The following is a 12,960-nucleotide window of genomic DNA, read 5'->3' on the forward strand; positions in this document are numbered from 1 at the left end:
TTAAACAAAATGGGAAAGCGTCCATTTTTAGTAAAAAAAATCACCAAGCTAGATTTAAATAAATATCAGTTGCTTAGCATTCTCATTTTTTAAAATCTCAATCTTTGCTCAAATTCCATGCATAAAAAAAATTGACAGAAATTTTAAAACATAATACATATAGTTTTATATGTTATATTTTAAAACCTAAAGACAAGGAACGACAGATGTCTAAAATTCAACTCAAACATTTTATTAACGGCGAATATGTAGAAGCAAAAGGAACGGATTATTTCGATCTCATCAGTCCGGTAACAGGTCAAGTTTATGCTGCATCACCCAATGCAACTGACGCAGAAGTCGATGCTGCTTATGCAGCAGCAAAACAGGCCTTTAAAATCTGGGGTCGCAGTACGCCCGCTGTTCGTCAAAAGGCTTTACTTGATTTAGCAGATGCGGTGGAAGCAAATGCAGAACGTTTAATCGAAGCGCAAAGCCGCAATACTGGACAACTCAAGCATTTGATTGCCTCTGAGGAAGTGGCAATTTGTGCAAATCAGATTCGTTTTTTTGCAGGTGCTGCTCGTCTACTCAATGGTTCAGCAACAGGTGAATATTTAGAAGGCTTGACCTCAAGTATCCGTCGTGAACCTGTCGGTGTGGTGGGTCAGGTAACGCCTTGGAATTATCCATTAATGATGGCGGTCTGGAAAATTGCGCCTGCTTTGGCGGCTGGTAATACTGTGGTGTTGAAACCAAGCGACACCACACCTGAAAGCACCCTGCTTCTGGCAGAAATTGCAGCGCCATTTTTCCCGCAAGGTGCATTCAACGTACTCTTAGGTCAAGCCAATGTTGGCGCTAAAGTGGTTTCACACAAAACCCCTGCTCTGGTTTCAATTACAGGTTCGGTACGCGCTGGATTACAAGTTGCTGCTTCTGCCGCTGCCAACTTAGCCAAAGCACATCTTGAACTGGGCGGGAAAGCACCAGTCCTCGTATTTGCCGATGCAGATATTGATAAAGCAGTAGAAATGATTGCCATGACAGGTTTCTTTAATGCGGGTCAAGACTGCACCGCAGCGACACGTGTGATCGTGGAAGAATCTGTGCATGATGAATTTTTAGCAAAACTGGTCGAAGCAGCAAAAAATACACGTTTTGGTGAGCCTGATGACCAAGATGCACTTTATGGCCCATTAAATAACGCCAATCAACTTAAAAATGTGCAGTCATTTATTGAAAAACTACCTAGACACGCAAAAGTAGAAACTGGCGGTAAACATGCCGATCGTCCAGGTTTCTATTTCGAAGCCACTGTAATTAGCGGTTTACAGCAACAAGATGAAGCCGTTCAAAATGAAATCTTTGGCCCTGTCATCACGGTGCAGAAATTTAAAGATGAAGCGGATGCCATTGATAAAGCCAATGATATTGACTATGGCCTTGCATCAAGTGTCTGGACCACCAACCATGCCCGCGCAACCCGTCTATCACGCGAGTTAGATTTTGGTACAGTCTGGATCAATACCCATATCCCTTTAACTGCTGAAATGCCACACGGTGGTTTCAAGAAATCTGGCTATGGCAAAGACTTGTCAGGTTATGGGTTTGAAGAATACACGCGTATCAAACATGTTATGAGTTCAAATGACTAAGACACAAGCTACAGATAGGAGCATAGAATGGATATTCAGGAAGCCAAACGCTTTGTTAGTCAGGCTCATCATGTCTTGTTTAATTTACATGATCCTCGTGCTTTAGATCGTTATTTTTCTAAAGACTTTATCGAGCATTCACCATTGGTTGCAGATGGCCTGTCCGGTCTTCGTCAACTGATTCAGGATTGTCCAGACATTCGCCACGAACCGATTCGTGTATTGGGTGACGGTGATTTGGTGGCAATTCACGGTCGCTTTCATGGTCTAGATGAAACACCTTTGGTCGGTTTTGACATCTATCGGGTTAAAGATGGCAAGATCGTTGAGCATTGGGACGGTTTGGTGCCTGAAGCACAGCCCAATATCAGCGGACGTACCCAACTGGATGGCCCAACCCAGATGGATCACCATGCCGACCGTGAAGCAAACCGTAAAATCATCCGAGATTTTTTTCAAAAGGCCTTGATTGATGGGGACTATGAAGCATTCAGAACCTATACGGACGGCGATCATTTCCTGCAACATAGCCCTGATATTGGTGACGGGGTAAATTCAGTCATTGATTTCCTGAACAAAATCCGTAATCAAGGTGAAGGTTTGGTATACTCCAAAACGCACCGAAGCATTGCCGATGGTCAGTTTGTGCTGACTCATTCAGAAGGTAGTATTGCAGGAAACCGACATGCCTATTTTGAATTGTGGCGTCTCGAAAATGGCAAAATTGCGGAACTTTGGGATGCAATTCCTGCTGTTCCAGAAGATGAAAAGGCAATACACAGCTTTGGCGTGTTTTAATTCATGATCCGTATCATTAAGCGAAGTCATTCAGCTTCGCTTTTAGAGAACTAGCTATGTCAGCATATACGATAATCTTTGCACCAATCACACAATCGACCCGTTCTGAACAGGTGGTTGAACGTTTGGAGAATGCGATTATCTCTGGACTGCTCAAAAGTCAGGAACAGCTTCCGAATGAAGCTGACCTAGCTCGTTTAATGGGCGTTTCGCCGATCACGGTACGTGAAGCGCTCACGACCTTGCGGGTAAAAGGCTTAATTGATACACGACGTGGCCGAAATGGCGGAAGTTTTGTGTGTGAATTACCTGCTGATTTACGTCTAAGCCTACATCCTTTACGTCAGGCCTCCAGTGAATATCTGGCTGATCTTGGTGAATTTCATAGTGCGATTTTAAGTCATAGTGCTTATCTGGCCTCACAAAGAACCACCGAAGATGAGCTGGCTAAAATCAAGGAAATGGTTGAACAATTTCATCAGGCCAGCGAAGCAGACATACGAGCGCAACTGGATTTACGCTGTCTGCTCACCCTGACCTCATTTGCCCAATCAGCGCGACTGGCCAATCAGGAACTTTCGATACAGGCAGAATGGGCCCCACTTATTGCTGTTTTGTACCAAGATGATGTCTTTCACCAAAAAGTTGTAGATCAATACCATAAAATTTTGTCATCATTTACTCAGGGAAATGAGGATGAAGCAGTTCTCCAGGCGAGAAAAATCATCACCATGCAAACGGATCAAATGCTCCAATACAAGTTATCAATCAATTAAAAACAATAAAAAAAGGGATATCTAAAAAGCATAGATCTCAAAAAATATGGAATTTTAGGAGTTATCGGAATGACCCAACAGACACCAATACAAGAGCTTCAAACGCTGCTTGAGCAAGTCACTCAAGAGACTTCTACTCTGGCAGAACGTCTTGCCAACAAAGCAAGTCAAATTCTAGCCAAAGATAAAACAGCAAAGCTTAAAGACATCAAACTGTCTACCACTGAACGTAAACAACTGCAGCAGGAAATCAAGCTTGCCCTGCATCAAAGCCAGTATAGTCAAGGTATGGGCTTTGCCAGCTATAGTCCCGCAACAAGCACCGAGCAGGAATACTGGACACTGGAATGGTGGTATAAAAAAGAAAATCAATTACAGCAAGCACAGCTTGAAAACTACCAGAATGCCCAACGTTTTCTGGATTTCCGTACTTTTGAATGGTTCCAGCAACCTGCGAAAAATAAACAACCCTGTACTTATGGGCCTTATGTCGACTATATCTGCAATGGCGCTTATACCATTACCATGGCTCATCCTGTGATGATACAGGATCAGTTCGTTGGTGTTATTGCAATTGATGTACTGGTTTCTGCACTGGAAAAAGTGCTGCTTCCAAAACTAAAAAATATCAAACAAAAAGCCGCCATTACCAATAATATTGCCCGCGTCATCACCTCAAATGACATCAGCATCAGAACTGGAACACTTCTCAAGAACCTGACTCATATGTCTTTAAATAGCTTACCGAGTCAGTCGCTCCAGTTAGTCATGATTTAGCGTTAATCAAACCTCAATTCAAGGTTTAACGCCCACGTTCCTCTAAATCTCTAATTTTTTGGCTTGCTACAACGAGCCAGGGGATTTTTTTGCCTAAAAATTACATGTGCTTTTCTGGATAGAAAACAACAATAGATCAGGTTGCAACATTATGGAACAACAATCTGCTTCATTTAAAAAACTCTCATTATGGCAAGTGACTGTGATCGGCATTGCTTATATGACCCCGATGACAGTATTTGATACCTTTGGCATTGTGTCAGGCATCACTCATGGCCATGTGCCCTTGGCTTATTTATTGGCATTGACCACCATGCTGCTGACAGCTTTTAGTTATGCACGATTTAGCAAACACTCTGAAAAAGCAGGTTCTGCCTATACCTACACCGCGGAAAGCATAGGACCGAAAAGTGGTTTATTTGTCGGCTGGTGTACCTTACTCGACTATTTATTATTGCCTTTAATCAATGTCTTGCTGGCAGCCCTTTATTTAACCGCCCTCATTCCTGGTGTCCCGTACTGGTGTTGGGTCATGGTCTCGGCTGGTCTGGTCACCTTAGTCAATTGCTTCAGGATTCGTTTACTCGCCAACCTCAGTCTGATTTTTGTGTTTGCACCGATTATCCTGATGATCATTTTTGTGTATCTGGTGATTCAAGGGATTGGAAGCACGCAAGGTTATGAATATGTACTGACCTTAAATCCTTTATGGACAGGTCCACAGGAGTTATTGCCGCTGGTTGCAGGCGCATCGGTACTGTGTTTTTCTTTTCTCGGTTTTGATGCGGTGACCACGCTATCAAATGAAACCAAGAATCCCACCAAGACGATTCCTTATGCGGTTCTCCTGACCACACTTTTTGGTGGCATGATCTTCTTTAGCGCTTCCTGGTTCATTCAACTGTATTATCCTACCAATGCACGTTTCCAACATCCGTCAGAAGCATTGCCAGAAATCGTCCTTTATGTCGGCGGTGCACTATTTCAGTCAATTTTCCTGTGCGGACAGATTATGAATACGCTGGCTTCTGGTCTTGCCTCACATGCCAGCGCCTCTCGCTTACTCTACATCATGGGTAAAGATAATATTTTCCCTAAAAAGTATTTTGGCACGCTGCATGGCTCACTTGGCACTCCATTTTTCTCGGTGTTATTTGTTGGATTTATTTCTTTAAGTGCCATGTTTTTGAACCTGGCTCAAGTGATCAGCCTGATCAGCTTTGGTGCTCTGGTTGCCTTTACCGCTGTTAATTTGTCAGTCTTTGTCAGGTTTTACATTAAAGAAAGACAGCGTTCAGGATTTAGAAATAAATTTTTCAATCTTTTCCTACCACTACTCTCGGTCATTAGCATTGCCTGTCTGTGGATTAACCTTGATTCATCCGCCTTAAAATTTGGCAGTTTCTGGTTAGCAATGGGTGTTTTTCTGTTTATTTACAAAGTTCTCAGAAAACAAAAGATTCGCTTAAGCAATGCATATTGAATATCAACTTTAGATCTTAAAATGACCTATTCAATATGACGAAGGAGCTAAAAAGTTACTGATAGACTCGGTAACTTTTTGCTGAAATACCATTTATATTTGCATACAATTTATGGACCCTGATCAAGCTAATCTGGAGAATTCATGATTCGCTGATCTTTAAGATAAAAACATCTGAATACCTTAAACTCAAGCTAATGACTTAGGTACCGGGTTTAATCTGATGCTCCGACTGAAAATTCTGATAGGTTTTACGTTCAGATGAATCGGCTGTTAAGGGCATAACCTCGGCCATGCTGTCTAAACAGCGCTGTGTCAGCTGGATATATTCTTGCGTACCTTTGATTTTCCATGCACGTTCCTGTTCTGATAAATCACGCGCAACCTTTGCAGGGCTCCCCATGGCCAGTACATTGGCTGGAATATGATCCTTGGTTTTCACCAGACTGTTTGCACCGATAATGCTGTTTTCGCCAATCTCGGCATAGTCCAGTATCACACTGTTCATGCCAATCAAGGCATTCTTGCCGATACGGCAGCCATGCAAGGTCGTAGCATGTCCAATATGTCCCATTTCTTCAATCAGGGTGACGCTTTGCGGAAAACCATGAATGATACAATTGTCCTGGACATTGGCATTCTGCTTAATATGGATCCGGCCAAAATCAGCACGTAAAGAGGCAAAAGGACCAACATAGACGCCGGCTTCAATGATGACATCACCAATCAACACTGCCGTCGGATGAACAAATGCATCAGGATGAACGACAGGAATCACTCCATCAATACTGTAACAAGGCATCAGCCACTCTCTCATTATTTTGGCTCAAGCCACCAAAACGCCGCCAAAAATGTGCAGTCGCATTGGGCATAGGCCCTTCCGAGGTTGCCGCAACCGACAGGAAATAATCATCTGCAGCTTCAAAGACTTTTTTATAAATATTCATGGACAAAGTTCGTGCCTTGACTGCAGGCCAGTCTGTCGACAACAGCTCTAACGGCAAAGCAGGATCTTTAAGTAAAATCCGGCGATAATAATGAATCAGCAAGGTCCGGATCTGAAAGGCTTGAATCGGTTCAATACGTTCATCCTCTTGCATCAAGATTGCACCAATCTCCCGAAACATATCCAGAAATTGCAGATAACGTTGCCGCAGCTCATCAATCGGCCAGTTGGTCTCCAACATACGGCTGATGGTGTCAGTCGAGTTATTAAACAGCTGTAAGGTCTCAGCCTTAAACACCACCACCTGCTCGCTCATGTTGAGATCAACCAGCAGTTTTTGCAATTGCAGTCGATTCGAACCCGGGTACGCCATCAGGTTGGTCGAAATATTGGCAAAGCCCAGCCATTCCAGTTCTTTCTTGAGAAAAGCCTTATTGTCGGTATCCAGACTCGACATCAGGATCAGATCCCAACAATGATCCCACTCTTTCATCTGGTCATTATAAATCCGTTGCTCAGCCTGTAAGTATTTGAAACGGCTGGCATCTGTAATCCGGTAAAAACTGGTTCTACCAATTTTATCTGAACCCAACCATTCATTTTTGACCAAACGAAAAACCGAAGTCCTGACAGCACGATCATTAAAATTGAACAGCTCCATCAACTGGATCAAGCTGGCAAGACTAATATTACCGCCACGATGCAGGATTGAATCCCCAAAAATGGTTGTAATCAGAGACGTACCACTTAAGGTTTCGTTCTGGATGATCGAATCAATAATTTGCTGTAACTTTACACTCATAGGTTTATCTTGGCGTTTAGATTCAGGATATAGACGATACTATACCCTGAATGTTCATAATGTTAAGCAATCTGACGCATATCAATGACCCGTTTTGCCTTCCCTTCCGAGCGCGGCAAAGTCAGTTCATTCACCACTTCCACTGTCACGGAAATACCAATCATGGTTTTAATCCGCTGCATCAGTTGCTGAGCCAGTTGTTGCGCCTGCAAGTCGCAGTTATGGCACATCTCGGTACGAATATGCAAGGTATCCATATGGCCTTTCTTTGCCACCAGAATTTCATAGTTCGGTACCAGACTTGGGACTTGCAAAATCTGCTCTTCAATCTGGGTCGGGAATACATTTACGCCACGAATAATCAGCATGTCGTCGCTGCGTCCTACAATTTTATCCATACGGCGCATCGCCAGATTCTGACCTGCCAGCAAACGGGTCAAATCACGGGTACGGTAACGGATAATCGGCAAACCTTCTTTGGTAATGGTGGTAAATACCAGTTCACCCAGTTCGCCATCCTTACATACTTCACCGGTTTCAGGATTGATGATTTCAGGATAAAAATGATCTTCCCAGATGGTCAGCCCTTCGCCTTCATCCAGGCATTGCATGGCGACACCTGGCCCCATAATTTCTGACAGGCCATAAATATCCAGTGCCTTGATATTCAGGCGCTCTTCGATCTCACGGCGTAACTCTTTCGACCAGGGTTCTGCACCAAAAATGCCCACCTTTAACGAGGTATTACGCGCACTGCCTAACTGCTGCTCAAGTTTTTCAATAATACTGACACAATACGATGGTGTGACCATGATCGCGGTTGGCTTAAAGTCCTGAATCAGTTGTACCTGTTTCTCAGTCTGACCACCTGACATCGGAATCACGGTGGCACCCAAGCGTTCAGCACCATAATGTGCACCTAAACCACCGGTAAACAGGCCATAACCATACGCCACCTGAATCATGTCCTTGGCACTCAAGCCCGCCATACGCAAACAACGCGCCACAATATCCGACCAGGTATTGATGTCCTTTTGGGTATAACCCACGACTGTTGGCTTTCCTGTCGTACCTGAAGATGCGTGTAAACGCACAATCTGCTCTTGCGGAACTGCAAACATGCCAAAGGGATAGTTGTCACGTAAATCCTGTTTGGTGGTAAATGGAAACTTGGCCAGATCATCCAGTGTCACGAAATCATCGGGATGCACACCTGCATCATCAAACTTTTTCTTATACACCGGACTATTGGCATAAACATAAGTCAATGTCTGTTTTAAGCGTTGGGTTTGAAGCGCTCGCAACTCCGCAAGCGTCATTTTTTCTACGTCTTCTATGATGAGGCTATCCACTGCCGTCTCTCCTATTTCGTTATATTATTCGAACCGTTTCGTTTCAATTGAATTAAGCTATATTTTCTAAAATCAGGGCGACGCCTTGCCCAACACCGACACACATGGTACAAAGCGCGTATTTACCTTGGCGTCTTTTCAGTTCTCTGGTTGCGGTCATCACCAAACGCGTGCCACTCATCCCAAGCGGATGGCCGAGTGCAATCGCACCACCATTGGGGTTAACACGTATATCATCATCCTGAAGACCTAACTCACGCATACAAGCTAATGACTGGGCAGCAAAAGCTTCGTTCAGCTCAATCACATCCATTTGATCCAGACTCAGACCCGTTTGTTTCAACAATTTATGTACTGCAGGCACTGGTCCAATACCCATATATTTTGGTTCAACCCCGGCACTGCTCATCGCCACCACACGTGCCAAGGGCTTTAAGCCATATGTATCGGCAAACTGACGATTGGTGAGCAACACACACGCCGAGCCATCGTTGACACCCGATGCATTACCCGCCGTCACCGAACCACCTTCTTTACGGAATGGAGCTTTCAGTTTTGCCAAGCTCTCCAGACTGGTATCGGCACGCGGATGCTCATCCTGTGAAAAGACAGTGATCTTCTTTTTACGATCGGCCAGTTCTACAGGCAGTATTTCGCCCTCGAAAAAGCCGGCCTGTTGTGCCGCAGCCACTTTTTTTTGACTCCGAAGCGCAAATGCATCCTGATCCTGACGACTGATCTGGTACTTTTCAGCCACATGCTCAGCGGTTTCAGGCATGCTGTCCGTTCCATAGTCAGCTTTCATCTTTTTATTAATGAAACGCCAGCCAATGGTGGTATCAAAAATTTCAGGGTTACGTCCAAAAGCCTCGGTTGGCTTGGCTTGCACAAAAGGTGCCCGACTCATCGACTCGACCCCGCCCGCCAGTACAAATTGTGATTCGCCCGATTTGATCGACCGTGCCGCCAAACCCACTGCATCCAGCCCTGAAGCACAAAGACGATTCACGGTCATGGCAGGAACTGCCTCTGGTAAACCCGCTAACAAGGTTGCCATGCGTGCCACATTACGGTTATCTTCACCCGCCTGATTGGCACAGCCCAAATAGACTTCATCTAAATCTTGCCACGGCAGATGCGCATGTTTTTCTTTTAAATGTTTGATAGGCAATGCCGCAAGATCATCCGTTCGCACCGAGCTGAGCGCACCAGCATAGCGGCCAATCGGGGTGCGAATAAAATCACAAATTAACACGTCTTCCATGATCACTCCTTTTTATGCACATGCGGTTAAATCTTTTGAATCATCGAGCGCCATGCTTTGTTGCTTTGCCACGTATTGCTTGAGATATAGGCTTGCACGATACTTTTCTTCGCCATAAATGGCATATAAATTATTGAGGGTTTGCAGCACATACGCTGCGCCCAGTTGCATCATCCATTGATACGGCCCCTTAGGATAATTGACACCATATCGCATGGCATTATCAATATCTTCCATACTGGCAATCCCGTGCAGGCTGGCCTCACACGCTTCATTGATCAACAGGACAATAGTTCTCAAGGTTAATAGTGCAGGATGGTCTTTAATCCAGATCACATGAATCTGATATTGGGCAAAAAATGCCTCAACTTTTGCCAGATCATCGGCTTGGCATAACGGGTTATGACTCAGTACCACCGCTTGCGCCTGTACAAAATCATGATGCCAGTCCATCAATACCGTTTTACGGCTTAAATAGTTCAGGTGGGCAGATTCACCCTGACTTAAACGCAAATCAATATCGTCTATCTGAATGATATTTTCTTCATGTTCAGTCCTGCTATTGAGTGCCAGGCGTGTGAGTAACTCAGGTAACTGAGACCATGTACCTTTAACCTGTATCTGTGCTTGAAAAGGCTTGGTGCTCAGGGCTTGAGGTTGAAATGTCGAATACTGGTTTCTTGCATCATAGTGATAGAAACCTTGTTTTGATTTGCGTCCCCATGCGCCAGCATCGACCAGTTCCTTCTGCACCAGACTCGGACGGTAGCGTGGCTCATAAAAGAATGCTTCATAAACACTTTGGGTCACAGAAAAATTCACATCCTGCCCAATCAAATCGGTTAACTCACATGGCCCCATGGCAAAACCACCACATTGCTTTAAGGCATAGTCCAGCTGATCATAGCTGGTGACCTGTTCTTGCAAGGCACGAAACGCTTCTGCATAAAATGGACGGGCAATCCGGTTCACAATAAAACCAGGTGTCGATTTGGTTAGTACAGGGATTTTTTTCCAAACCAGCATCAAGGCTTTTAAGGCCTGACATAAGGCAACTGGCGTTTTTAAACCTTGGACAATTTCGACCAACTTCATTACTGGTGCAGGATTGAAAAAATGTAAACCCACCACACGTTCAGGCTGTGGAATCCCTGCTGCAATGGCAGTGACTGAGATTGAAGATGTATTAGTGGCAAAAACAGTTTGTTCACTACAAATGCTTGCAAGCTGTTGAAACAAAGACTGCTTTACTTGCAGTTTTTCAACCACCGCCTCAATCACTAAATCCACATCTGCTAAATCGTCTATACCGTTGGCAATGCTTAAACGGGAACATGCCTGCTGAACCTGCTCATGCGTTATCTTGCCTTTTTCAACCAGTTTGGCAAAAGTCTGATGTAATCCCTCAACCGCCTGCTGAGCCTTTTCACGATCAAGATCATACAGAATCGTAGCGTGACCATTAATGATCGCCAACTGGGCAATCCCAATTCCCATGGTCCCCGAGCCAATCACGGCGATTTTGGCATGGGATAAATCGAAACTCATCATGCTTAACGCCCCTGAAAGTTTGGCTCGCGCTTATTCATAAAGGCTTGGACTCCTTCACGATAATCTTCTGAACGGCCCGCAATACGCTGAAAATCGCGTTCTAAATGCATCTGTTCATCAAAACTATGATTACTGGATTGATGAAGGGCTTTTTTAATCAGTGACAGACCAAAAGTCGGTTGCTTGGCAAGACGTTCCGCCAGTTCTGTAACCTTGGATTTCAATTCACTATCTTCAGCCACATCCCAGATCATGCCCCATTCTTTGGCAGTTTCAGCAGGCAATTTATCACCCAGCAACGCGAGCCCCATAGCACGCGCATGACCGACTGCACGTGGCAGGAACCAAGTTCCGCCCGAATCAGGTACCAGACCTAAACGGCAAAAGGCTTGCACAAAGTTGGCAGATTTGGCGGCAATCACCAGATCACAGGCCAAGGCAATATTGGCACCTGCCCCTGCAGCTACTCCGTTCACCGCACAAATCACGGGCTTCGGCATATTCACAAGGGTTCTAATCAACGGGTTATAGTAAGTTTCAATCGAATATCCCAGATCGGGTGCCGCAGCGTTCGGATCAACGACACGATCACTCAAATCCTGTCCTGCGCAGAAACCACGGCCTTCGCCGCTGATCACGATACAGCGCACTTCCGTTTTTTTAGCCCAGAGATTCAAAACTTCTGCGACTTCTCGGTGCATGTCGACATTAAAGCTATTCAAGGCCTGTGGACGGTTAAAGGTTAAGTAACCCACCGCATTTTTTTCTTCCACGATAATATTGTTATAGTCCATCACTCACCTCTAAAAACTGGTTTTCTTTTTTCAAAAAATGCATTAATGCCTTCATTTCGATCTTTGGTGGCTGCCAACCAGACAAAGTTTTGCCGTTCGGATTTCAGGCCCTGACTTAATGTGGTTTCATGGATACTTTTGATCGATTGCTTGATCACCCGAATTGCCAAAGGCGCCTGTTTGGCAATCTTGCTTGCCAGTTGAATGGCATATTCCACGGTGAGCGCAGCCGGTACCACTTCACTACAGATGCCATGTTGCTGTGCCTGCTGAGCTGAAATCATTTCACCCGTCATGGCCCAGCGCATGGTCAGTTGCTGTCCCACCAGACGGGCTAAACGCTGTGTTCCGCCCGCACCGGGTAACATGCCTAAACCAATTTCCGGCAAGGCAAATTTGGCATTATCTCCACAAATCACCATGTCCGAATGTAGAACCAGTTCAAATCCTGCACCCAAGGCATAACCATTCACTGCTGCAATGATAGGTTTGCTAAAGCTGTCAATTTTTTGCCACAGCTTTGGACGAATATCGAGTTGTAAGGACACCGCATCCATTGCCGCCAACTCGCTCAGATCTGCACCCGCAGCAAAGCAATTACTATTGCCGGTTAGCACAACCACTTTTACTTGAGCATGGTGTTCAGCCTGTTCCAGCAAATCACATAGATGCTGTAAGGTGGCATTGTTCAAGGCATTGCGTTTTTCTGGACGGTTTAAGCTCAGCAGCATGACACCCTCAAGTGGTGTTTCAACCTGAATCAATGTTTGCATCGCTGTT

General features: G+C 44.8%; 12 protein-coding genes. 5 read left to right on the forward strand and 7 right to left on the reverse strand.

Annotation, left to right across the window (positions count from 1 at the left end; genetic code table 11):
* The first annotated feature begins 206 nt into the window (after positions 1-206).
* The 5 genes from MSG93_RS06020 (at position 207) to MSG93_RS06040 (ending at position 5,471) form a co-directional block, all read left to right on the forward strand.
* Positions 207-1,637 (forward strand): gamma-aminobutyraldehyde dehydrogenase, encoded by a 1,431-nt coding sequence (locus tag MSG93_RS06020; RefSeq protein WP_324620958.1) that lies wholly within the window; start codon positions 207-209, stop codon positions 1,635-1,637.
* A gap of 27 nt (positions 1,638-1,664) precedes the next feature.
* Positions 1,665-2,435: a nuclear transport factor 2 family protein gene (locus MSG93_RS06025; RefSeq protein WP_126687313.1), complete on the forward strand. Its 771-nt coding sequence runs from the start codon at positions 1,665-1,667 to the stop codon at positions 2,433-2,435.
* A 56-nt stretch (positions 2,436-2,491) separates the two neighbouring features.
* Positions 2,492-3,211 (forward strand): FadR/GntR family transcriptional regulator, encoded by a 720-nt coding sequence (locus tag MSG93_RS06030; protein ID WP_005285650.1) that lies wholly within the window; start codon positions 2,492-2,494, stop codon positions 3,209-3,211.
* A gap of 69 nt (positions 3,212-3,280) precedes the next feature.
* The gene (locus tag MSG93_RS06035) at positions 3,281-3,988 is read left to right on the forward strand and encodes a cache domain-containing protein (RefSeq protein WP_005285648.1); all 708 of its coding nucleotides are present in this window, start codon (positions 3,281-3,283) and stop codon (positions 3,986-3,988) included.
* A gap of 151 nt (positions 3,989-4,139) precedes the next feature.
* A complete protein-coding gene (locus MSG93_RS06040) occupies positions 4,140-5,471 on the forward strand; it encodes an APC family permease (protein ID WP_324620959.1) in 1,332 nt (443 codons plus the stop codon).
* Positions 5,472-5,673: 202 nt separating this feature from the next.
* Here the strand turns inward: MSG93_RS06040 and MSG93_RS06045 are convergent, their stop codons facing one another.
* The 7 genes from MSG93_RS06045 to MSG93_RS06075 form a co-directional block, all read right to left on the reverse strand.
* The gene (locus tag MSG93_RS06045) at positions 5,674-6,273 is read right to left on the reverse strand and encodes a gamma carbonic anhydrase family protein (protein ID WP_324620960.1); all 600 of its coding nucleotides are present in this window, start codon (positions 6,271-6,273) and stop codon (positions 5,674-5,676) included.
* Positions 6,254-7,219, reverse strand: a complete 966-nt coding sequence (locus MSG93_RS06050) for a PaaX family transcriptional regulator C-terminal domain-containing protein (RefSeq protein WP_262753744.1) — start codon at positions 7,217-7,219, stop codon at positions 6,254-6,256. Before MSG93_RS06050 ends, MSG93_RS06045 begins: the two co-directional genes overlap by 20 nt.
* Positions 7,220-7,281: 62 nt before the next feature.
* A complete protein-coding gene (paaK, locus tag MSG93_RS06055) occupies positions 7,282-8,571 on the reverse strand; it encodes a phenylacetate--CoA ligase PaaK (protein ID WP_324620961.1) in 1,290 nt (429 codons plus the stop codon).
* Between the two features lie 52 nt (positions 8,572-8,623).
* Positions 8,624-9,835, reverse strand: coding sequence for a 3-oxoadipyl-CoA thiolase (gene pcaF, locus MSG93_RS06060; protein WP_324620962.1), 1,212 nt, complete (start codon positions 9,833-9,835; stop codon positions 8,624-8,626).
* 12 nt (positions 9,836-9,847) lie between these two features.
* Positions 9,848-11,386, reverse strand: coding sequence for a 3-hydroxyacyl-CoA dehydrogenase (locus MSG93_RS06065; protein WP_324620964.1), 1,539 nt, complete (start codon positions 11,384-11,386; stop codon positions 9,848-9,850).
* A gap of 2 nt (positions 11,387-11,388) precedes the next feature.
* Positions 11,389-12,180: a 2-(1,2-epoxy-1,2-dihydrophenyl)acetyl-CoA isomerase PaaG gene (paaG, locus tag MSG93_RS06070; RefSeq protein WP_324620965.1), complete on the reverse strand. Its 792-nt coding sequence runs from the start codon at positions 12,178-12,180 to the stop codon at positions 11,389-11,391.
* Positions 12,180-12,953, reverse strand: a complete 774-nt coding sequence (locus MSG93_RS06075) for an enoyl-CoA hydratase-related protein (RefSeq protein ID WP_324620966.1) — start codon at positions 12,951-12,953, stop codon at positions 12,180-12,182. The genes paaG and MSG93_RS06075 overlap by 1 nt, the downstream gene beginning before the upstream one ends.
* Positions 12,954-12,960: the final 7 nt, after the last annotated feature.

It is taken from the genome of Acinetobacter sp. IK40 (assembly GCF_035615075.1).
GTDB lineage: Bacteria > Pseudomonadota > Gammaproteobacteria > Pseudomonadales > Moraxellaceae > Acinetobacter > Acinetobacter courvalinii.

Excerpts from the sequence above, each read along its gene's own strand:
- MSG93_RS06040 (WP_324620959.1), top strand. The coding sequence starts at position 4,140 with ATGGAACAACAATCTGCTTCATTTAAAAAACTCTCATTATGGCAAGTG.
- pcaF (WP_324620962.1), bottom strand. The coding sequence starts at position 9,835 with ATGGAAGACGTGTTAATTTGTGATTTTATTCGCACCCCGATTGGCCGC.
- MSG93_RS06075 (WP_324620966.1), bottom strand. The coding sequence starts at position 12,953 with ATGCAAACATTGATTCAGGTTGAAACACCACTTGAGGGTGTCATGCTG.
- MSG93_RS06035 (WP_005285648.1), top strand. The coding sequence starts at position 3,281 with ATGACCCAACAGACACCAATACAAGAGCTTCAAACGCTGCTTGAGCAA.
- paaG (WP_324620965.1), bottom strand. The coding sequence starts at position 12,180 with ATGGACTATAACAATATTATCGTGGAAGAAAAAAATGCGGTGGGTTAC.
- MSG93_RS06025 (WP_126687313.1), top strand. The coding sequence starts at position 1,665 with ATGGATATTCAGGAAGCCAAACGCTTTGTTAGTCAGGCTCATCATGTC.
- MSG93_RS06020 (WP_324620958.1), top strand. The coding sequence starts at position 207 with ATGTCTAAAATTCAACTCAAACATTTTATTAACGGCGAATATGTAGAA.
- MSG93_RS06030 (WP_005285650.1), top strand. The coding sequence starts at position 2,492 with ATGTCAGCATATACGATAATCTTTGCACCAATCACACAATCGACCCGT.
- MSG93_RS06050 (WP_262753744.1), bottom strand. The coding sequence starts at position 7,219 with ATGAGTGTAAAGTTACAGCAAATTATTGATTCGATCATCCAGAACGAA.
- MSG93_RS06065 (WP_324620964.1), bottom strand. The coding sequence starts at position 11,386 with ATGATGAGTTTCGATTTATCCCATGCCAAAATCGCCGTGATTGGCTCG.
- MSG93_RS06045 (WP_324620960.1), bottom strand. The coding sequence starts at position 6,273 with ATGCCTTGTTACAGTATTGATGGAGTGATTCCTGTCGTTCATCCTGAT.